This window comes from Pseudomonas sp. TE3-3-F2023 (assembly GCF_036784815.1).
In the GTDB taxonomy this organism is placed as follows: Bacteria; Pseudomonadota; Gammaproteobacteria; order Pseudomonadales; family Pseudomonadaceae; genus Aquipseudomonas; species Aquipseudomonas pudica.
This window is the reverse complement of record NZ_CP145113.1, coordinates 819,651-840,994: the sequence shown is the minus strand read 5'-3', so window position 1 is coordinate 840,994 and position 21,344 is coordinate 819,651. Positions and strand designations below refer to the sequence as shown.

The 21,344-nt window shown below is 60.7% G+C and carries 17 protein-coding genes; 8 read left to right on the top strand and 9 right to left on the bottom strand.

Features of this window, described 5'->3' with window-relative positions; all coding sequences use genetic code 11:
* Positions 1-58: 58 nt before the first annotated feature.
* Genes glyQ through V3314_RS03765 form a run of 4 tightly spaced genes read left to right on the top strand, consistent with a single transcriptional unit; the run spans position 59 to position 4,417 of the window.
* Complete coding sequence (gene glyQ / locus V3314_RS03780; RefSeq protein ID WP_023377955.1) at positions 59-1,006, top strand: glycine--tRNA ligase subunit alpha; 948 nt, start codon at positions 59-61, stop codon at positions 1,004-1,006.
* A complete protein-coding gene (gene glyS, locus V3314_RS03775) occupies positions 1,003-3,054 on the top strand; it encodes a glycine--tRNA ligase subunit beta (RefSeq protein WP_085601055.1) in 2,052 nt (683 codons plus the stop codon). Before glyQ ends, glyS begins: the two co-directional genes overlap by 4 nt.
* Positions 3,055-3,057: 3 nt before the next feature.
* Entirely contained in the window at positions 3,058-3,585 is a 528-nt protein-coding gene (gene gmhB, locus V3314_RS03770) for a D-glycero-beta-D-manno-heptose 1,7-bisphosphate 7-phosphatase (protein WP_046615312.1), read from the top strand.
* Between the two features lie 46 nt (positions 3,586-3,631).
* Positions 3,632-4,417 (top strand): lysophospholipid acyltransferase family protein, encoded by a 786-nt coding sequence (locus V3314_RS03765; RefSeq protein ID WP_046615313.1) that lies wholly within the window; start codon positions 3,632-3,634, stop codon positions 4,415-4,417.
* 322 nt (positions 4,418-4,739) lie between these two features.
* On the opposite strand, the gene V3314_RS03760 is transcribed toward V3314_RS03765, so the two are convergent.
* Positions 4,740-6,359, bottom strand: a complete 1,620-nt coding sequence (locus V3314_RS03760; protein WP_108480419.1) for an MFS transporter — start codon at positions 6,357-6,359, stop codon at positions 4,740-4,742.
* Positions 6,360-6,457: 98 nt separating this feature from the next.
* Positions 6,458-8,104: a GMC family oxidoreductase N-terminal domain-containing protein gene (locus tag V3314_RS03755; RefSeq protein WP_338459932.1), complete on the bottom strand. Its 1,647-nt coding sequence runs from the start codon at positions 8,102-8,104 to the stop codon at positions 6,458-6,460.
* A 178-nt stretch (positions 8,105-8,282) separates the two neighbouring features.
* Between V3314_RS03755 and V3314_RS03750 the strand changes: the two genes are divergently transcribed.
* The gene (locus V3314_RS03750) at positions 8,283-9,170 is read left to right on the top strand and encodes a LysR family transcriptional regulator (protein ID WP_046615316.1); all 888 of its coding nucleotides are present in this window, start codon (positions 8,283-8,285) and stop codon (positions 9,168-9,170) included.
* On the opposite strand, the gene V3314_RS03745 is transcribed toward V3314_RS03750, so the two are convergent.
* Genes V3314_RS03745 through V3314_RS03735 form a run of 3 tightly spaced genes read right to left on the bottom strand, consistent with a single transcriptional unit; the run spans position 9,159 to position 12,169 of the window.
* Positions 9,159-9,977, bottom strand: a complete 819-nt coding sequence (locus tag V3314_RS03745; RefSeq protein ID WP_085601060.1) for a sulfite exporter TauE/SafE family protein — start codon at positions 9,975-9,977, stop codon at positions 9,159-9,161. The genes V3314_RS03750 and V3314_RS03745 overlap by 12 nt on opposite strands.
* A complete protein-coding gene (locus V3314_RS03740; RefSeq protein WP_338459931.1) occupies positions 9,974-11,245 on the bottom strand; it encodes an FAD/NAD(P)-binding oxidoreductase in 1,272 nt (423 codons plus the stop codon). The genes V3314_RS03745 and V3314_RS03740 overlap by 4 nt, the downstream gene beginning before the upstream one ends.
* 39 nt (positions 11,246-11,284) lie before the next feature.
* Positions 11,285-12,169, bottom strand: a complete 885-nt coding sequence (locus V3314_RS03735) for an MBL fold metallo-hydrolase (protein ID WP_085601061.1) — start codon at positions 12,167-12,169, stop codon at positions 11,285-11,287.
* Between the two features lie 222 nt (positions 12,170-12,391).
* Between V3314_RS03735 and V3314_RS03730 the strand changes: the two genes are divergently transcribed.
* The gene (locus tag V3314_RS03730) at positions 12,392-13,684 is read left to right on the top strand and encodes a sigma-54-dependent Fis family transcriptional regulator (RefSeq protein WP_046615320.1); all 1,293 of its coding nucleotides are present in this window, start codon (positions 12,392-12,394) and stop codon (positions 13,682-13,684) included.
* Between the two features lie 241 nt (positions 13,685-13,925).
* The gene (locus V3314_RS03725) at positions 13,926-14,333 is read left to right on the top strand and encodes an RcnB family protein (protein ID WP_046615321.1); all 408 of its coding nucleotides are present in this window, start codon (positions 13,926-13,928) and stop codon (positions 14,331-14,333) included.
* A gap of 62 nt (positions 14,334-14,395) precedes the next feature.
* On the opposite strand, the gene gyrB is transcribed toward V3314_RS03725, so the two are convergent.
* Genes gyrB through dnaA form a run of 4 tightly spaced genes read right to left on the bottom strand, consistent with a single transcriptional unit; the run spans position 14,396 to position 20,610 of the window.
* Positions 14,396-16,816, bottom strand: coding sequence for a DNA topoisomerase (ATP-hydrolyzing) subunit B (gene gyrB / locus V3314_RS03720; RefSeq protein WP_046615322.1), 2,421 nt, complete (start codon positions 16,814-16,816; stop codon positions 14,396-14,398).
* A 4-nt stretch (positions 16,817-16,820) separates the two neighbouring features.
* Entirely contained in the window at positions 16,821-17,924 is a 1,104-nt protein-coding gene (gene recF, locus V3314_RS03715) for a DNA replication/repair protein RecF (protein WP_046615323.1), read from the bottom strand.
* A gap of 15 nt (positions 17,925-17,939) precedes the next feature.
* Positions 17,940-19,043, bottom strand: coding sequence for a DNA polymerase III subunit beta (gene dnaN, locus V3314_RS03710; protein ID WP_003260019.1), 1,104 nt, complete (start codon positions 19,041-19,043; stop codon positions 17,940-17,942).
* A 40-nt stretch (positions 19,044-19,083) separates the two neighbouring features.
* Positions 19,084-20,610: a chromosomal replication initiator protein DnaA gene (gene dnaA, locus V3314_RS03705; RefSeq protein WP_046615324.1), complete on the bottom strand. Its 1,527-nt coding sequence runs from the start codon at positions 20,608-20,610 to the stop codon at positions 19,084-19,086.
* Positions 20,611-21,205: 595 nt separating this feature from the next.
* Here dnaA and rpmH point away from each other — a divergent pair.
* Entirely contained in the window at positions 21,206-21,340 is a 135-nt protein-coding gene (gene rpmH / locus V3314_RS03700) for a 50S ribosomal protein L34 (RefSeq protein WP_003253163.1), read from the top strand.
* Positions 21,341-21,344: the final 4 nt, after the last annotated feature.

Sequence of the window (21,344 nt, the reverse complement as noted above, 5' to 3'; positions counted from 1 at the left end):
GCGAATCAGGTTATACTCCCGCTCTTTACATCCGCATCCCCAGATACAGGTGAATTTCGTGAGCCAGCCTACGCCAGCCGTGCGTACCTTCCAAGACCTGATCCTCGCCCTGCAGAACTACTGGGCCGAGCAAGGTTGTGTGGTGCTTCAGCCCTACGATATGGAAGTAGGCGCCGGCACTTTCCACACCGCTACATTCCTGCGCGCCGTGGGTCCAGAAACCTGGAACGCCGCCTATGTGCAGCCTAGCCGTCGCCCTGCCGACGGGCGGTATGGCGAAAACCCCAACCGCCTGCAGCACTACTACCAGTTCCAGGTGGTACTGAAGCCCAACCCGGCCAACTTCCAGGAGCTGTACCTCGGCTCGCTGAAAGCCATCGGCCTGGACCCGCTGGTCCACGACATTCGCTTCGTCGAAGACAACTGGGAATCGCCGACCCTCGGCGCCTGGGGCCTGGGCTGGGAAATCTGGCTCAACGGCATGGAAGTCACTCAGTTCACCTACTTCCAGCAGGTAGGCGGCATCGAGTGCTACCCGGTCACCGGTGAAATCACCTACGGCCTGGAGCGCCTGGCCATGTACATCCAGGGTGTTGACTCGGTGTACGACCTGGTGTGGGCCGACGGCCCGTTCGGCAAGGTCACCTATGGCGACGTGTTCCACCAGAACGAGGTAGAGCAGTCGACCTACAACTTCGAGCACGCCAACGTCGAGAAGCTGTTCGAGCTGTTCGACTTCTACGAAAGCGAAGCCAACCGCCTGATCAAGCTTGAGCTGCCGCTGCCGACCTATGAAATGGTGCTGAAGGCCTCGCACACCTTCAACCTGCTGGACGCCCGCCGTGCCATCTCGGTAACCGAGCGTCAGCGCTACATCCTGCGTGTACGTACCCTGGCCCGGGACGTGGCGCAAAGCTATCTGCAAGCCCGCGCACGCCTGGGCTTCCCGATGGCCACCCCTGAACTGCGTGACGAAGTGTTGGCTAAGCTGGAGGCTGCACAATGAGTGCTCAAGATTTCCTGGTAGAACTGGGCACCGAAGAGCTGCCACCGAAGGCCCTCGCCAGCCTCGGCGAAGCCTTCCTGGCTGGTATCGAGAAAGGCCTGCAGGCCGCTGGCCTGAACTACACCGGCAAGCAAGTTTACGCCGCGCCGCGTCGCCTGGCCGTGCTGATTCGCCAGCTGGACGTGCAGCAGCCTGATCGCAGCATCAACATCGACGGCCCGCCCCTGCAGGCTGCTTTCAAAGACGGCGAGCCGACCCAGGCTGCCTTGGGCTTTGCCAAGAAATGCGGTGTGGAGCTGTCGGAAATCGACCAGAGCGGCCCCAAGCTGCGCTTCTCCCAGCACATCCCGGGCAAGGCCACCGCTGGCCTGCTGCCGACCATCGTCGAAGATTCGCTCAACGACCTGCCGATCCCCAAGCGCATGCGCTGGGCGGCCAGCCGTGAAGAGTTCGTGCGCCCGACCCAATGGCTGGTGATGCTGCTGGGCGATCAGGTGGTCGACTGCACCATCCTGTCGCAGAAGGCCGGCCGTGAATCCCGTGGCCACCGCTTCCACCACCCGGAAAACGTGGTCATCACCACCCCGGCCAACTACGTCGAAGACCTGCGCAAAGCCTACGTGCTGGCCGACTTCGCAGAGCGCCGCGAGCTGATCAGCAAGCGTACCGCCGAACTGGCCATGCAGCAGGAAGGCAGCGCCATCGTGCCGCCGGCGCTGCTGGACGAAGTGACCGCCCTGGTCGAATGGCCGGTGCCGCTGGTGTGCTCGTTCGAGGAGCGTTTCCTCGAAGTGCCACAGGAAGCCCTGATCACCACCATGCAGGACAACCAGAAGTACTTCTGCCTGCTGGACAGCGAAGGCAAACTGCTGCCGCGCTTCATCACCGTGGCCAACGTCGAGAGCCGCGACCCGAAGCAGATCGTGCAAGGCAACGAGAAGGTCGTGCGCCCACGCCTGACCGATGCCGAGTTCTTCTTCAAGCAGGACAAGAAGCAGCCGCTGGAAACCTTCAACGAGCGCCTGAAGAACGTGGTGTTCCAGGCTCAACTGGGTACCGTGTACGACAAGGCCGAGCGCGTTTCCAGGCTGGCCGCCTTCATCGCCCCGCTGATCGGCGGCGACGCCCAGCGCGCAGGCCGTGCGGGCCTGCTGTCGAAGTGCGACCTGGCCACCGAGATGGTCGGCGAATTCCCTGAAATGCAGGGTGTTGCCGGTTACTACTACGCGCTCAACGACGGTGAGCCGGAAGACGTTGCCCTTGCCCTGAACGAGCAGTACATGCCGCGCGGTGCTGGCGCCGAGCTGCCGCAGACCCTCACCGGTGCTGCCGTGGCCATCGCCGACAAGCTCGACACCTTGGTCGGCATCTTCGGCATCGGCATGCTGCCTACCGGCAGCAAAGACCCGTACGCCCTGCGCCGTGCCGCACTGGGCGTGCTGCGTATCTTGATCGAGAAGCAGCTGGACCTGGACCTGACCGGTGCGGTCGAGTTCGCGGTCAAGCAGTTCGGCGCCAAGGTCAAGGCCGCCGGCCTGGCCGAACAGGTGCTGGAGTTCATCTTCGACCGCCTGCGTGCGCGTTACGAAGACGAAGGCATCGATGTGGCCACCTACCTGTCGGTACGTGCCCTGCAGCCAGGTTCTGCCCTGGACTTCGACCAGCGCGTGCAGGCTGTACAAGCCTTCCGCAAGCTGCCGGAAGCCGAGGCTCTGGCCGCAGTGAACAAGCGCGTGTCGAACCTGCTGAGCAAGGCCGAAGGCGCCATCGCCGATCATGTCGAGCCGAAGTACTTCGACAACGCCAACGAGTTCTCCCTGTATTCGGCCATCCAGCAGGCCGACCAGGCCGTGCAACCCATGGCTGCTGCACGCCAGTACAGCGAGTCGCTGGCCCGCCTGGCGGCCCTGCGTGACCCGGTCGACGCCTTCTTCGAGGCGGTGATGGTCAACGCGGAGGATGCCAAGGTACGCGCCAACCGTTATGCCCTGCTCAGCCGCCTGCGCGGCCTGTTCCTAGGCGTGGCCGATATTTCGCTGCTGGGGTAAGCCTTGAAACTGCTGATTCTCGACCGTGACGGAGTAATCAACCATGACTCCGACGCCTACATCAAGACGCTGGACGAGTGGGTGCCGATCCCTGGCTCGGTCGAAGCGATCGCGCAGTTGAGCAAGGCGGGCTGGACGGTGGCCGTAGCCACCAACCAGTCCGGCATTGCCCGTGGCTACTATGCGCTGGCCACCCTCGAGGCCATGCACGCGCGCCTGCGCGCGCTGGTGGCCGAGCAGGGTGGCGAGGTGGGCCACATCGTGTATTGCCCGCACGGGCCGGACGAAGGCTGCGATTGCCGCAAGCCCAAGCCTGGCATGCTGCGAGCGATTGCCGAGCATTACCAGGTCGACCTGGAAGGCGTCTGGTTCGTTGGTGACAGCAAAGGTGACCTGGAGGCCGCCCTGGCCGTCGGTGCACAACCCGTGCTGGTGAAAACCGGCAAGGGCGAGCGGACCCTGGAAAAAGGCGTCCCGGAAACTACACTGATTTTCGACGATCTGGCAGCTATCGCCAGAGAACTAATTTAAACAGTGCGCCTTCGGGCGCGTTTTTCTCAGGCGGGCATGCCCCGCAATGGTACAAGCCACTATGTCGATCCTGCAGGCGATCAGAATCTTTCTTTTTTACCTGCTACTGGGCACCAGTTCGCTGCTGTGGTGCTCGCTGAGCTTCTTCGTCGCGCCTTTCCTGTCATTCCCCAAGCGCTACAAGTTCATCAACGTGTACTGGTGCCGTTGCGCGTTGTTCCTGGTGCGCACCATCCTGGGTATCGACTACAGGATCACTGGCGCCGAGAACGTGCCTGCTGAACCTTGCGTGATTCTGTCCAACCACCAGAGCACCTGGGAGACGTTCTTCATTTCCCAGTATTTCTCGCCGCTGAGCCAGGTGCTCAAGCGCGAGTTGCTGTACGTGCCGTTCTTCGGTTGGGCCATGGCCATGCTGCGGCCTATCGCAATCAACCGCGATAACCCCAAGGAAGCCCTGCGCCAGGTAGCCAGCAAGGGTGACGAGCTGCTCAAGCAGAAGACCTGGGTGCTGATCTTCCCGGAAGGCACCCGCGTGCCATTCGGCACCATGGGCAAGTTCTCGCGTGGCGGTACCGCGCTAGCAGTGAATGCCGGGCTGCCGGTGCTGCCGATTGCCCATAATGCCGGCAAGTTCTGGCCGAAGACCGGCTGGGGCAAGCGCGCTGGCACGATCGAGGTGGTGATTGGCGAACCGATGTACGCCAACGGCACCGGACCACGGGCCATCGCCGAGCTCAACGACCGCGCCGCGGCGTGGAACGAAGCGACCCAGCGGGCCATGGGTTCGCTGCCGCCGGCAGAGGAAAAGCCCCAGGAGCAGATGGCTTGATCATCTGTGGATAACTTGTGAACTGTTTTTGGATTAAACCCTGAAGTGATCGCTAACTCTTTGAATTAGCTGTTTATTTCTGCGTATGACATTTTTCTGAAAATCGTGCATAAGTTTTTTCTGGGCATAAGAAAACCGGCTTTTACAGCCGGTTTTTTTATGGGCTCATGCGGGTGTTGGTGATCGGTGTAGGAGCGGCCTTGTGTCGCGAAAGGGCTGCAAGGCAGCCCCAGCAATTTGTGCATCACTGCTGATGCCCCCGGGCCGCTTTGCGGCCCTTTCGCGACACAAGGCCGCTCCTACAAGAAGCCCGTGCCAACCGTCAGATCTTGTCGATATCCACATCCTTGGTTTCTTTCAGGCAGAAGATCCCCACCACCAGGCTGACCCCGGTCACCAGCACCGGGTACCACAGCCCGTAGAAGATATCCCCGGTATACACCACCAGTGCGAACGACACCGTTGGCAGAAAGCCACCGAACCAGCCGTTGCCAATGTGATAGGGCAGTGACATCGAGGTGTAGCGGATACGAGTCGGGAACAGCTCGACCATCACCGCCGCCAGCGGGCCATAGGTCATGGTCGCGATCAGTATCATCGCCACGATCAACACCACCACCATCACTTGATTGACCTGCCCAGGGTCGGCCTTGGCCGGGTAGCCAGCCTGTTCCACCGCCGCACGCATGGCCGCTTCGTCGAAGCCGTTGATGGTCTTGTCGCCGATGTTCACCACTACATCGCTGCCGGCCACATCGACCGAGCTGTAAGGCAGGCCCTGCTTGACCAGGAAGGTCTTGACCCTGTCGCACGGGCTGTCGAAACGCGCCTTGCCCACCGGGTCGAACTGGAAGGTGCAGCCTTGCGGGTCGGCAGTGACCACGATCGGCGCCTGGCGGCTGGCCGCGTCGATCTGTGGGTTGGCGTAGTGGCTCAGCGCTTTGAACATCGGGAAATAAAGCACCGTGGCCAGCAGCAGGCCGAGCATCAGGATCGGCTTGCGACCAATACGGTCGGACAACCAGCCAAAGAACACGAAGAACGGCGCACCAATCACCACGCTGATGATCAGCAGGGTGTTGGCCTGCGCCGGGTCCATCTTCAGCATCTGGGTCATGAAGAACAGCACATAGAATTGCGCCGTGTAAAAGGTCACGGCCTGCCCGGCGTTGATGCTGAACAGCGCGGTGAGCACCACTTTCAGGTTCGGCCAGGAAGTGAACGACTCCCGGATCGGCGACTTGCTGACCTTGCCTTGGGCCTTCATTTTCACGAACGCCGGCGACTCATGCATGCTCATGCGGATCCAGGTAGAAATCGCCAGCAGCACGATCGACAGCAGGAACGGCAGGCGCCAGCCCCAGGTTTCGAATTGGTCGCCGCTTATATAACGGCTGCCCAGCACCACCACCAGCGACAACAACAGACCGAGGGTAGCGGTGGACTGGATGAAACCAGTGTGGAAGCCGCGTTTGCCGGGTGGCGCATGCTCGGCAACATAGGTGGCCGCACCGCCGTATTCACCGCCCAGCGCCAGCCCTTGCAGCATGCGCAGGACCACCAGGATGATCGGTGCCGCGATGCCAATGCTGGCATAGGTGGGCAACAGCCCCACCGCAAAGGTGGATAGGCCCATCAGCACGATAGTGACCAGAAAAGTGTACTTGCGCCCGATCATGTCGCCCAGGCGGCCGAACACCAGCGCACCAAACGGCCGCACCAGGAAGCCAGCGGCAAAGGCCATGAGGGCAAAGATGAAGGCAGTGGTGTCGTTCACGCCAGCGAAGAACTGCTTGCTGATGACCGCTGCCAGCGCCCCATAGAGAAAAAAGTCATACCACTCGAAAACTGTCCCGAGGGATGACGCGAAAATGATCTTGCGTTCTTCACGACGGTTGGAGCTGCTGGCCGCCGCACCCTGCTCTTGGATGTAATCCGACATCGTTGCTGTCCTCGGCCCGCAGGCCACAGTGATTATTCTTGTTGTTCCACTGTCGGCAGCTTCTAACCGCCAGCTGCCGGTACTGCACGCACCCTCGTTCAGGGCGTCGGTATCGCGTCTTCGTTCAGATAGGTCTGGGTCGCAGCTCCTTTGAGGATCAGTTGCGCCGCCTTCTCGGCGATCATCAGGGTGGGTGAACAGGTATTGCCAGAGGTGATCTGCGGCATGATCGATGCGTCCGCCACGCGCAGGCCAGGGATGCCGTGTACGCGCAACTGGTTATCCACAACGTCCAGTTCGCCATTGCCCATGCGGCAGGTGCCTACCGGGTGGAAGATGGTGGTGCCGATCTTGCCGGCGGCTTCGAACAGCTCTTCTTCGGTTTGCAGGGCTGGGCCCGGCAGGTATTCCTTCGGGTCGAACGCAGCGAGGGCAGGGGCCTGGACGATACGTCGGGTAAGGCGAATGGAGTCGGCGGCGATGCGTAGGTCCTGGGGGTCGCTGAGATAGTTGGGGTCGATCAGCGGAGTGCTGTTCATGTCGCTGCTGCGGATATCGATACGCCCGCGGCTGGCCGGGCGCAGGTTGCATACCGAGGCGGTAAAGGCCGGGAACCTGTGCAGCGGCTCGCCGAAGCGCTCAAGTGACAGCGGCTGCACGTGGTACTGCAGGTTGGCGGTGGCCTGCTCCGAGCTTGAACGCACGAATGCGCCCAACTGACTCGGCGCCATGGCCAGCGGGCCACTGCGATCATAGAGGTAGCGCAAGCCCATGCCCATCTTGCCCCACAGGCTGTTGGCCATCTGGTTCAGGGTACGGGTATTGCGGATCTGGTAGATCAGGCGCAGCTGCAGGTGATCCTGCAGGTTGCCGCCAACGCCTGGCATGTCATGACGCACGCCAATACCCAGACTTTCCAGTAGCTGCCGTGGACCGATGCCGGAGCGTTGCAGGATACCGGGAGAGCCCACAGCGCCCGCGCAGAGGATGATCTCGCGACGTGCCGCAAACTCGTGCCAGGCACCCTGCCAGAATGCCTTTACCGCCCGCGCACGGGTGTTGTTGAGCAGCACCTGGTCAACCTGAACGCCAGTCAGCACGGTGAGGTTTGGGCGGTCCTTGATCGGCCGCAGGAAAGCCTTGGAAGCGTTCCAGCGCACACCGCTGCGCTGGTTGACCTGGAAATATCCACACCCCTGGTTGTCGCCGGTATTGAAGTCATCGACCTTGCCGATGCCGCTCTGCTCGGCGGCATCACGGAAGGCATCGAGGATCGGCCAGCTGTAGCGCTGTCGCTCGACCCGCCATTCGCCATCACCACCGTGGTGCTCGCTGGCGCCGGCAAAGTGGCTTTCGCTGGCCTTGAACAGCGGCAGCACGTCCTTCCAGGCCCAGCCGTCGTTGCCTTGCTCGGCCCAAAGGTCGTAGTCGGCGGCCTGGCCGCGCATGTAGATCATGCCGTTGATCGAGGAGCAGCCACCCAAAACCTTGCCGCGTGGATAGCCCAGCGCGCGACCGCCCAGGCCGGGCTGCGCCTCGGTCTTGAAGCACCAATCGGTGCGTGGGTTGCCGATGCAATAGAGGTAACCGACGGGGATATGGATCCAGGGATAGTTGTCGCGGCCACCCGCCTCCAGCAGCAGCACGCGGCAGGAAGGGTCGGCGGACAAACGATTGGCCAGCAGGCAACCGGCGGGCCCGGCCCCCACGACCACGTAGTCGAAGACAGAATCGGCTGATGGCATGTGCAACCTCGGGCCTGATTATTATTCTTGTCCCGATCCATCTTAGTGAGTAATTTCGTGGAGGAAACACGAGATTTCGCGCAGCCGCTGTGCGTTTTAGCACAGTGGCAAGTCTGTAACGGCCTCTTCGCGGGCGTGTCCGCGAAGAGGCCGGAACGAACTGCCAAAAAGGATCAGCATGTTCGACTGGAACGATCTGCGTTTTTTCCTCGAGTTGCAGCGCAGCGGGCGCCTGCTTACCGCCGCCAAGCGCCTCAACACCACTCACAGCACCGTTGCCCGGCACATCGAGAGCATCGAGCAAAGCCTGGGTACCGCACTGTTCGTGCAGCATGCCCAGGGCTATGAACTGACGCCCTCGGGCCAAGCTCTTCTCAAGCACGCAGAAGCCATGGAAAACGTCGCCCTGCTGGCACAGGAAGAAATCACCCAAGCCATCACGCCGCTCGGCAAGATTCGCCTGGGGGTGACCGAAGGCATCGGCATCATGTTCTTCACCCCGCGCATGAATGCGCTGTTCGAGCGTTACCCCGGCCTGGAAGTGGAACTGGTGGCGGTACCGCGCTTCGTCAGCATCCTCAACCGAGAGGCAGAGATCAGCATCCACCTGGAACGGCCCAGCGCCGACCTGCTGATCACCCGCAAGCTCACCGACTACCGCCTGGCCCTGTATGCCAGCCAGGACTACCTGGACCGTGCGCCCCCGCTGCGCAACCGCGAGGACCTGGCCCGGCACAGCTGGATTGGTTATGTCGACGACTTGCTGTTCAGCCAGGAGCTGCTGTTTCTCAACAGTTTCTGCCGGGCCCCCAGCGTAGTGTTTCGCAGCACCAGCGTGATCGCCCAGCAAACCGCCGCCCGCGCCGGGCTGGGCATCGCCGTGCTACCCAACTACATGGCCCGCCACGACCCGACGCTAGTGCGCGTGCTACCTGGCGAAACCATCCAGCGCAGCTACTGGATCTGCACCCGCCGCGAACTGCACAAGTCGGTGCGACTGCGGGTGGTGTGGGACTACCTGCTGGCGCTGTGCGCGGCGGAACAGAGCGAGCTGCTAGCCCAATAGCGCCTTGCCGGCCAGCAGCAGAGCCGCGGCCCAACCGGCCACGGCAAACATCTGCTGCAAGCGCGGCCCGGCCAGCCTGTTCGCCAACGGCCGCGCCAGCAGCAGACCAAGCACTGCGCCGACAGCGAACGGGGCGCCAACCTGCCAGTGCATGACCCCTGCCAGGCTGGCGCTGACCACGCTGCCTGTGGACACCAGCGCGATCACCGCCAGCGAGGTGGAGACGATGCTGGCCATCCGCAGGTTGGTGTAGCGGTTAAGGGCCGGAATGATGACAAAGCCACCGCCCACGCCGAGCAGGCCGGACAGCAGCCCGGACAATGCGCCCGTGAAGGCCAGGGCGCGCGCACACGGCAGGGTCCAGCGCAAACGGCCCTGCAGCGGGTTGAGCACGCAGGGTTCGATGTAGCGATGGGCATCATTGGCTTCGCCGCGCAGTTCCTTGGCCGCTTTGCGCCAGATACGCAGGCAGGCATACACCAACACCACAGCGAACACCAACTGCAGTGGCGTGTTCGGCAAGCGGTGCGCCAGCATCAGCCCGAATGGCGCCGCTGCCACACCGATCAATGCGATGAACAGCGCTGCCCGGTAGCGCACCAGGCCCTGCCGCAAGCCCAGCATTGCTCCCACCGCCGCCGCCATGCCTACTGCCAGCAGGCCGACCGGTGCTGCCTCGACCATCGACAACCCCAGGCCGAACACCAGCAAAGGCACTGCGAGAATGCCACCGCCGGCACCGGTCAACGCCAGCACGGCACCGATGAGCGCGCCCAGACCCGCTCCCAGTAATTGATGTTCGATCACTGCCGACCCTCGGCTTCCAATGGCTGTGGCCGTGCCAGCCACTCGCGGCCCTTGAGCATGCCTTTCCAGTACAGGGGTGGCAGCACCTGCGCCTTGAGCAACCAGGCCAGACGTGTCGGCTTGCGACCATCCAGCAACCAGTTGGGGAAACTTGGAGCCAGCTTGCCGCCATAGGTGAATTCAGCCAGGACGATCTTGCCGCGCTCGACGGTGAGCGGGCACGAGCCATAACCATCGTACTGTGCGAGGGTAGGCAACCTTCCCAGGGCCACCAGCACGTTGTTGGCCACGACCGGAGCCTGCTTGCGTGCAGCGGCGGCGGTCTTGGCATTGCTGGTGTTGATCACGTCCCCAAGGGCATGGACATTGGTGAAGTGGCGATGGCGCAGGGTGTGCGGGTCGACATCGACCCAGCCGGCGCAATCGGCCAGCGGACTTTCACGAATGAAGTCCGGTGCCACCTGCGGCGGTACCACGTGCAGCATGTCGAAGGCCTCGATACGGCTTTCGCTGCTGCCATCGGCCAAGGTGCGCACGAAGGTGGCGCGCTTGTTCGGGCCGTCCACGGCGACCAGGCGGTGGGAAAAATTGAGGTCCACGGCGTACTTGTCGATGTACTTCATCAGTGCAGGCACGTAGTCCGCCACTCCGAACAACACTGCGCCAGCATTGAAGAAGCTGGCTTTCACAGCCCCCAGATGACCGTGCCGCAGCCAGTGGTCGCAAGACAGGTACAACGCCTTCTGCGGCGCGCCTGCGCACTTGATCGGCATGGGCGGCTGGCAAAACAGGGCTCGGCCTTGCTTGAGCTGCTGCACCAGATCCCAGGTGTAGGGTGCCAGATCGTAGCGGTAGTTGGAGGTGACGCCGTTGCGGCCCAAGGTCTCGCTGAGGCCATCTATGGCTGCCCAATCCAGCTTGAGGCCCGGGCAGACCACCAGCTGTTCATAACTGATGGCGCGGCCGCCCTCGAGCAGGACCAGTTGGCCCAGCGGGTCGAACCTCTGCACCCGTGCCTTTATCCAGCGCACGCCGCGCGGAATGGTCGAGGCCATGGTGCGAGCAGTGCTTGGCGCCTTGAACACACCCGCACCGACCATGGTCCAGCCGGGCTGGTAGTAATGCACGTCGGCGGGGTCGATCAAGGTAACGTCCAGCGACGGGTCACGGCTGATCAGGCTGGAAGCGGTGGCGATTCCGGCGGCGCCAGCACCGACGATGACCACTTTGTGGTGGTCGGTATTGGCGGGGGACAACAAGGCAGGCATGGCGGTAAATCCTGTAAATCTGGTTATGGGGCAGGGCGGTCACAGCTTGTTCAGCGGAATCTTCAGGTAGCTCACACCGTTATCTTCCGGCGCGGGGAACTGGCCGCTGCGCATGTTTACCTGCACCGAAGGCAGGATCAGCACGGGCATCTCGAGGGTCTTGTCGCGAGCTTCACGCATGGCGACGAAGCTGTCCTCATCGATGCCCTGGTGGATATGAATATTGTTGGCGCGCTGCTCGGCCACGGTGGTGACGTACTGCATGTCACGGCCACCCGGCAGGTAGTCGTGGCACATGAAGAGCCGGGTCTGGTCGGGGAAGGCCAACAGGCGACGGATCGAGCGGTACAAGGTGCGGGCATCGGCCCCTGGGAAGTCGCAACGGGCGGTACCGTAGTCGGGCATGAACAGGGTGTCGCCGACGAACACCGCTGTCTCGCCGGCGTCCTCGATCATGAAGCTCATGCACGCAGGCGTGTGCCCCGGGGTGTGCAACGCGCGGGCATGCAGATTGCCAATGCGGAAACCTTCCTCGTCCTCGAACAGCACATCGAACTGGCTGCCATCGCGGGCGAAGCCAGGTTCGGCGTTGAACAAGGCACCAAACACTTTCTGTACCTGGGTGATGTGCGCGCCGATGGCGGTATGGCCGCCGAGCTTTTCCTTCAAATAGGCCGCTGCCGAAAGATGGTCTGCATGCACATGGGTTTCCAGCACCCACTGCACGCTGGCTTCAAGCTCGGTCACGCGCTGGACCAGGCGGTCCGCCGATGCCGTGCAAGTGCACCCGGACTTGGGGTCGTAATCCAGCACACTGTCGATCAATGCGCATTTGCGGGTTTCGCAGTCCATGACCAGGTAGCTGATGGTCGAGGTCGCCTTGTCGTAAAAGGCGTCCACGTGCAGGTTGTTGCCGATGATCATCGCGTTCTCCAATTTATCCGCCCAGCCTTGTACGCGCGTAGGCAGTGCCAGGAGGTTTATCAAGATGCATGCCAGGCATTTTCCTGCGCCTGGGCCAATGAAACCGGCCCGTTGCTCTCAGTTGCCGACGACAGTGACAGCGCAGATGGCAGTCGACTGTCAGCCAATGGCAGTGTTTGGCAGTCCTTGTTACCCTGCGCCGGTCATCCAATCGGTGCCGTCATGCCTGAAGCCCATCCCCTCATCCTAGCTTTGGTTTCCTATCTTGAGCACGATGCCCTGCCAACCATCGTGCTGGATACCGACTACAACATCCTGGCGGCAAACGCTGCCTATCGCCGCCAGTTTGGTCGCCATGAGCAAGCGCCGCTCGGTGAGAAATGCCACAAGGTCTCGCACCACTACGCCGTGCCTTGCGACCAGGCCGGCGAGCATTGCCCGATGCGCAAAGCGTGGCAAAGCAAGGTTCCGGAGCGGGTGTTGCACATTCATCACACGCCACGCGGCCCCGAGCATGTGGATGTCGAGCTGCGGCCGATCCTGGATGAACAGGGCAGGGTGGTGGCCTTTGTCGAGCGCCTGACCAGCATTACCCTCGCTTCGGCGCAGCCTCAGGAACAGGGGCTGGTCGGCCGGGCGCCAGCGTTCAAGGCGGCCCTGGCCAGCCTGCAACGTGCGGCACCGGCGCAGATCCCGGTGTTGCTACAGGGTGAGTCAGGTACTGGCAAGGAACTGTTCGCCCGTGCGCTGCATATGGGAAGCCCGAGGGCTAACGGCCCGTTGGTGGTGGTCGACTGTACCGGCCTGACCGAGTCGCTGTTCGAGAGCGAGTTGTTCGGCTACGAGAAGGGTGCGTTCACTGGCGCCAACCAGCGCAAGATCGGCCTGGCTGAAGCGGCGCATGGCGGCACCCTGTTCCTCGATGAAATTGGGGAGGTACCGCTGGCGATGCAGGTGAAGCTGCTGCGCCTGATCGAGTCCGGCAGCTTCCGCCCGGTGGGTAGCCTGCGCACGGTGCATTCGGATTTTCGCCTGGTGTCGGCAACCCATAAACCCCTCAGGCAAATGGTCGCGGACGGTACCTTCCGCGAAGACCTGTACTACCGCATCAGCGGCTTCCCGATCCGTCTGCCGGCATTGCGCGAGCGGGTAGAAGACCTTCCCTTGCTCGCCCAGAGCCTGCTGCAACGCATGGCAGGCAAGCCGACACCCAGGCTGAGCGACGATGCCTTGCAGCAGCTTGGGTTGCATCCATTCCCGGGCAACATTCGCGAACTGCGCAACATTCTGGAAAGGGCGCGCTTGTTTGCCGATGACGGGCTGATCCGGCCCGAGCATTTGCCGGAGGATATTGGACCAGCGGGGGCGATCAAGACTGGTGGCCGGCGCAATCACCTGGGTGAGCTGGCGCAGGCACTGGAACAGTTCAAGGGCTCGCGCAGTGAACTGGCCCGTCACCTTGGCCTGAGCGAGCGAACCCTATATCGCCGGTTGAAGGAGCTTGGCCTGAATTGAGGCGTTCGGTTAACGCGGTCTAGAAGGGCCCGCGTATACCCGACGGCAACACACATCCTGTGGGAGCGGGTTCACCCGCGAACACCGGCAAAGCCGGTGCCATGCACCGCGCCTCCTCAGACCTTTACCGGACCTTTACCTCTGTCCTGACATTAAGCGGGAATGATTGTGGTCTGATTAGTTAACCGAACCTGGCAGCCCGTCAGCTCTCGCCAGGCATCAACATCCAGAGGACCGCAAAATGAAGAAAACCCTGACCGTGATCTGCGCCGCGCTCATGCTCAGCGCCCCTTTGGCCAGTTTCGCGCAGCCAGGACCACCTGACCGGCATGATGGCGGTCCATCGCACCAGGGCAACCCACCGCATGGGCAGCCGCAGCACCAAGGCCGCCATGACAATGACCACGGTCCCGCCTACCGCGATCCGAACTTCCGCCCCCAACCGGACATGCCTGTTCCGCATCAACAGTGGCATCGCGGTCATGTGGTTGACCCGCATTACCGTGGCGACCGTTACTGGGTGACCGACTGGAAAGCACGCCACCTGTATGCGCCACCCCGTGATCACCGCTGGTTGTATGTGAATGGAGACTATGTGCTGGTTGCTATTGCCAGTGGTGTGATCGTCAACGTCCTCAGCGGTTACTGATTTCTATAGGCACTAAAAAGCCCGCTTTCGCGGGCTTTTTAGTGCCTATAGATCTAGGCGAATCAGAAGTCTAGGTTCGATACCGACAGCGCGTTGCTTTCGATGAAGTCACGACGCGGCTCGACCGCATCACCCATCAGGGTGTTGAAGATCTGGTCGGCAGCGATCGCATCCTCAATAGTGACCTTGAGCATACGGCGGACGGTCGGGTCCATGGTGGTTTCCCACAGCTGGTCCGGGTTCATCTCACCCAACCCTTTGTATCGCTGGATGGTGTGCCGCTTGGTGGTCTCGTTCATCAACCAATCCAGGCCTTCCTTGAACTCGACGATTGCCTTGCGGCGCTCACCGCGCTGTACGTAAGCACCTTCGCCCAACAAGCTGGACAGCTTGGCACCAATGTTGACTACGGTACGGTAGTCATTGCTGCCGAAGAAGTCCCGGTTGAAGGTGACGTAGCTGGCCAGGCCATGGGAAGTGATCTCCACTTCTGGCAACCATACGTTGCGTTCTTTGTCTTCGCGCAGGCTGGCTTTATAAACCAGGCCGGACTTCTGGCTGTTGTTCAGACGTTCCTGGAACTGGGCCAGCCAGGCTTGCATCACAGCGTGGTCACCCAGCTGTTCCAGGCTCACCTCCGGCAGGTAGATGAAATGCTCGGTCAGCTCTTCTGGATACAAGCGCGACAGACGCTTGAGGGTCTTCATGACACTACGGAATTCATTCACCAATGCTTCCAGCTGCACGCCGGAAACCGCTGGTGCCGATTCGTCCAGGTGCAGGCTGGCATCTTCCAGGGCCGACTGGGTCATGTACTCTTCCATGGCCTCGTCGTCCTTGATGTACTGCTCCTGCTTGCCTTTCTTCACCTTGTACAGCGGTGGCTGGGCAATGTAGATGTAGCCGCGCTCGACCAGCTCCGGCAGCTGCCGGAAGAAGAAGGTCAGCAGCAGGGTACGGATGTGCGAACCGTCAACGTCAGCATCGGTCATGATGATGATGTTGTGATAACGCAGCTTGTCGATGTTGTACTCTTCACGGCCGATACCGCAGCCCAGTGCAGTGATCAGCGTGCCCACTTCCTGGGAAGAGATCATCTTGTCGAAGCGCGCTTTCTCGACGTTGAGGATTTTACCCTTCAACGGCAGGATTGCCTGGGTACGACGGTTGCGGCCTTGCTTCGCCGAGCCACCCGCGGAGTCGCCCTCCACCAGGTACAGTTCGGAAAGGGCAGGGTCCTTTTCCTGGCAGTCGGCCAGTTTTCCTGGCAGGCCGGCAATATCCAGCGCGCCTTTACGGCGAGTCATTTCACGAGCTTTACGTGCCGCTTCACGGGCTCGGGCAGCGTCGATCATCTTGCCAACGACGGCCTTGGCCTCGTTCGGGTTCTCCAGCAGGAAGTCGGCGAAGTACTTGTTCATCTCCTGCTCCACGGCGGTTTTCACCTCCGAGGAGACCAGCTTGTCCTTGGTCTGCGAGCTGAACTTAGGGTCCGGTACTTTCACCGAGATAATCGCGGTCAGGCCTTCGCGGGCGTCGTCGCCAGTGGTCGCCACTTTGTTCTTCTTGGCCAGGCCTTCCTGTTCGATGTAGCTGTTCAGGCTACGGGTCAACGAGGAACGGAAGCCCACCAAGTGAGTACCGCCATCACGCTGCGGAATGTTGTTGGTGAAACACAACAGGTTTTCGTTGAAGCTGTCGTTCCACTGCAGGGCGACTTCAACACCCACGCCATCGTCACGCTGGACGTTGAAGTGGAATACCTGGGAGTTGACCGGGGTCTTGTTGGTGTTCAGGTATTCGACGAACGCGCGCAGGCCGCCTTCGTACTTGAAGAACTCTTCCTTACCACTACGTTCATCCTTCAGCAGAATGCCAACGCCGGAGTTGAGGAACGACAGCTCTCGGATACGCTTGGCCAGGATGTCCCAGCTGAAGTGAATGTTCTTGAAGGTTTCAGCCGAAGGCTTGAAGTGGATGTGGGTACCGGTGGTTTCGCTGTCACCGACAACCGCCATCGGCGCCTGTGGAACACCGTGAACGTAGGTCTGTTCCCAGATTTTGCCGCTACGGCGAACGGTCAGTACCAGTTTTTCTGACAGGGCGTTTACAACAGAGACACCTACGCCGTGCAGCCCGCCGGATACCTTGTAGGAGTTGTCGTCGAACTTACCGCCAGCGTGCAGCACAGTCATGATGACCTCTGCTGCGGAAACGCCTTCTTCTTTATGCACGTCGACCGGAATGCCGCGACCGTTGTCGCGCACACTGATGGACTCGTCCGGGTGGATGATGACGGTGATGTCATCGCAGTGACCGGCGAGGGCTTCGTCGATCGAGTTGTCGACCACCTCGAAGACCATGTGGTGCAGGCCGCTACCATCATCGGTGTCGCCAATGTACATGCCGGGGCGCTTGCGCACGGCATCCAAACCTTTCAGCACTTTGATGCTGGAGGAGTCGTACGTTTGATTTTCGCTCATGCATTCACTCCCGATGGTCGTGGGTCTGGGTGATACGGCCTTGTTCCACGTGGAACAAAGCAACTGGCGTTTCCGTCTGCCAGCCTTCCCTCAGTAATTCGTGATCTACACAGGTGATGAACACCTGGCAGCGTAATTCTTCAAGCAAGCGACACAGCGCGCGGCGATGCTGGTCGTCCAGTTCGGACGGCAAGTCATCCACGAGATAAATACAGTGACCGCGGCGAGCCTGACTAACGAGATGGCCTTGGGCAATGCGCAATGCGCACACCACCAGCTTTTGCTGACCACGCGACAGGATGTCGGCTGCGTTGTTGGCAGCCAGACGAAGACGCAGATCAGCACGCTGCGGACCGGCCTGGGTGTGGCCCATCTGCTGATCGCGAAGGAGAGAGGAACCAAGTACTTCTTGCAGTTCCCGGTCCTTGTCCCAGCCTCGGTAGTAGCTAAGGGTCAACCCGTCCAGCTCGACCAGTTCGCTCAGGGTTCGCTCGAAGACGGGCTTCAAGGCCTTGATGTAGTTGCGACGGTATTCATCTATTTCCGCACTGGCCAGGCACAATTCCCGGTCCCAGGCGGCTTGCGAAGCTGGGTCAAGTGTACCATGCCGCAACCATGAGTTCCGCTGCCGCAGTGCCTTCTGTAGCCGTTGCCAGGCTGGCAGAAAACGAGGTTCCACGTGGAACACTCCCCAATCCAGAAACTGGCGGCGTATTTTCGGAGCGCCTTCCAACAAGCGGAAACTGTCCGGATTGATGAGCTGAAGCGGTAGCAACTCAGCCAGTTGTGCCGCACTCCGCGCATTCTGCCCATCGATGCGAATAGTGAATTCTCCCTGCCGCTCCCGGGATACCCCCAGGTTACTGCTGCCACCCTCGGCCAATTGCACTTCACCGAACACGGTACAGGCCGGTTGTTCATACTGGATAACCGGGTTCAGGCGGGTGCTGCGGAACGAGCGCGCCAGCCCGAGCAGGTGCACGGCCTCAAGCACGCTGGTTTTGCCGCTGCCGTTGGCGCCGTAAAGGATGTTGATGCGGGGGGACGGTGAGAGTGTCACCGGGTGCAAATTGCGCACCGCGGTGACCATGATACGTCGAAGAGACATTTCGCCTGCTACGGGTTACAGACGCATCGGCATGACAACGTAGGAAGAATCGTCATTGCCAGCTTCCTGCAGCAGGGCACTGCTGTTGGAGTCGGACAGGATCAGACGAACTTGCTCGGTAGTCATTACGCCCAGGACGTCCAGCAGGTAGCTGACGTTGAAGCCGATTTCCAGTGAGCTACCTTCGTAGTCCACGCTGATTTCTTCTTCAGCTTCTTCCTGTTCAGGGTTGTTGGCCTGGATCTTCAGTTGGCCAGCAGCCAGTTGCAGGCGGATACCGCGGTACTTTTCGTTGGAAAGAATCGCAGTACGGCTAAAAGCTTCACGCAGCGCCTGACGGTCGCCGACCACCAGCTTGTCACCGCCCTTGGGCAGTACGCGCTCGTAGTCCGGGAACTTACCGTCGACCAGCTTGGAAGTGAAGGTGAATTCACCGGTGGTGGCGCGAATGTGGTGCTGGCCCAGAACGATGCTGACCATGCCTTCCGGGTCGGTCAGCAGGCGTGCCAGTTCAAGGATACCTTTGCGTGGCACGATGACCTGGTGGCGATCATCCTGCTCGATCGGTGCGCTCATGGAGCACAGCGCCAGACGGTGACCGTCAGTGGACACAGCTCGCAGGGTGTTGCGGGAAACCTCCAGCAGCATGCCGTTGAGGTAATAGCGCACATCCTGCTGGGCCATGGCGAAACTGGTCCGCTCGATCAGGCGGCGCAGCTTGCTTTGTTCCAGGTTACAGGTCAGCGAGCCCGGGCCTTCTTCCACTGTCGGGAAGTCATTGGCTGGCAGGGTCGACAGGGTAAAACGGCTGCGGCCGGCCTTGACCAACAGTTTCTGCTCGTCGACCTTGATATCGATCAGGGCGTCGTTCGGCAGGCTTTTGCAAATGTCCATCAGCTTGCGTGCCGGAACAGTGATTTCGCCAGGCTCGGCCGGCTCTTCCAGTTGCACGCGGCCTACCAGTTCGACTTCCAGGTCGGTACCAGTCAACGACAGTTGCTGGCCTTGCACGACCAGCAATACGTTGGACAGGACCGGCAAGGTCTGGCGGCGCTCGACGACACCGGCGACCAGTTGCAGGGGTTTCAACAGGGCTTCGCGTTGAATGGTGAAATGCATGGTCTAGTCCCTTGCCTTCAATTAGCTGCGCAGACGGCCATCAGGTCGTCAGCGTCCGCAGCAGGTTCTTGTAGTCCTCGCGGATGTCCGCGTCGGATTCCTTCAGTTCGTTGATCTTGCGGCAGGCGTGTAGCACGGTCGTATGGTCCCGACCACCGAACATGTCGCCGATTTCCGGCAGACTGTGGTTGGTCAGTTCCTTGGACAGGGCCATGGCCACCTGTCGTGGACGCGCCACGGAACGCGAACGACGCTTGGACAACAGATCGGAGATCTTGATCTTGTAGTACTCGGCGACGGTACGCTGAATGTTATCCACACTAACCAGCTTGTCCTGCAGCGCCAGCAGATCCTTGAGCGACTCACGAATCAGTTCGATAGTGATGTCGCGGCCCATGAAGTGCGAGTGGGCGATCACCCGCTTCAATGCACCTTCCAGTTCACGGACGTTGGAGCGGATACGCTGGGCAATGAAGAAGGCCGCGTCATGCGGTAGTTCGACCTTGGCTTGGTCGGCCTTCTTCATGAGGATCGCCACGCGGGTTTCCAGCTCTGGCGGCTCGACGGCCACCGTCAGACCCCAACCAAAGCGCGACTTCAAGCGCTCTTCCAGACCTTCGATTTCCTTTGGGTAGCGATCAGAGGTAAGGATCACCTGCTGGCCACCCTCGAGCAGGGCGTTGAAGGTGTGGAAAAACTCTTCCTGCGAGCGCTCTTTACGGGCAAAGAACTGGATGTCGTCGATCAGCAGCGCATCCACCGAGCGGTAGAAACGCTTGAATTCGTTGATGGCATTGAGTTGCAGCGCCTTGACCATGTCCGCGACGAAGCGCTCCGAATGCAGGTACACGACCTTGGCATTCGGGTTCTTCTTCAGCAGGTGGTTACCCACAGCATGCATGAGGTGGGTTTTACCCAGGCCCACACCACCATAAAGGAAGAGCGGGTTATAGCCATGCTTGGGGTTGTCTGCCACCTGCCAGGCAGCCGCGCGCGCCAGCTGGTTCGACTTACCTTCGACGAAGGTATCGAACGTGAAGGTGCGGTTCAGGTAACTGGTGTGCTTGAGCGCACCTTCAACCTGCACGGTGCGCTGTTCGGTCCGTGCACTGCCAGCCGACGCAGAAGCCGGTTCGGCCATGGCATCGAAGCTATCACGCGAGGATGGCTCGGCCAGTTCATCGACAAGCACAGGCTCGGCCGCCGCGACGGCGACGGGTTCGACCGCTGCCGGCACTGCCTTCGGTGTCTGGCTCTGGGCCAGCGAGGCGGCCACCGCAGCACTTACTGGCGCGTTGGGTGCGGCACGTGGCGCAGAGCTGCGACGGCTGCCGATCAACAAGGAAAGGGCAGGCGCAATGCCGCTGCCGTTTTCGCCCAACAGCTCGAGCAAACGACCAAGGTACTTTTCATTGACCCAATCGAGAACGAAACGGTTAGGCGCATAGACGCGCAACTCGTCGCCTTCGGCTTCGACCTGTAGCGGACGGATCCAGGTGTTGAATTGCTGGGCAGGCAGTTCATCGCGCAGAAGCTCCACGCACTGCTGCCAAAGTTCCACTGACACGGATATCCCCTGAGTTTGAAAGCCGGATGAGGCAAAAACAAACCGCCATTGTACCGGTCGAGCGTTCAGTTATCCACATGTGGACACGTTAGGAACCATGACAAAACAGCCATTTATCGACCAAAACAGCTTCATCGCACTGTGAATAAGCTCTGTGGATAAGTAGTCATGAGCGCTATGCACAACCCTGAGGTCAGGCCTGTTGATAACTCACCTGTGGGTAAGTAGCCTTTTAATCCACAGCTTCTGCCCACGAAGAAAACAAGCGCAGCACCGGTTGAGAACACAGTTGTAAAACTCTGTACAGCCCGTATTTTCTGGCCTAAATCAGGTTATCCACAGAAGGTTATCCACTTAAGATTTATAGATTCTTCAGAAAAGCTTTTTATATGTCTCTTCTTTTTTTTCATGTTGTCCCCAATTCGTGCGTCCGATCAAGCACCCCCTGGGGTTGGGCAGGCACGCACCGTCCATCACGTGCTCTATATGGAAAGACTGGTTGGAAATTGACCTACGGGCTTGCTTTCTCTAGAATCGCCGGTCTCTTAAAAAGGGGGCCATCCCGGCCCGTCGTCGACAAACCAGGTAACACGCCATGAAACGTACTTTCCAACCAAGCACCATCAAGCGCGCGCGCACCCACGGCTTCCGTGCCCGTATGGCTACCAAGAACGGCCGCGCTGTTCTGTCGCGTCGTCGTGCCAAAGGCCGTAAGCGTCTGGCCATTTGATTTT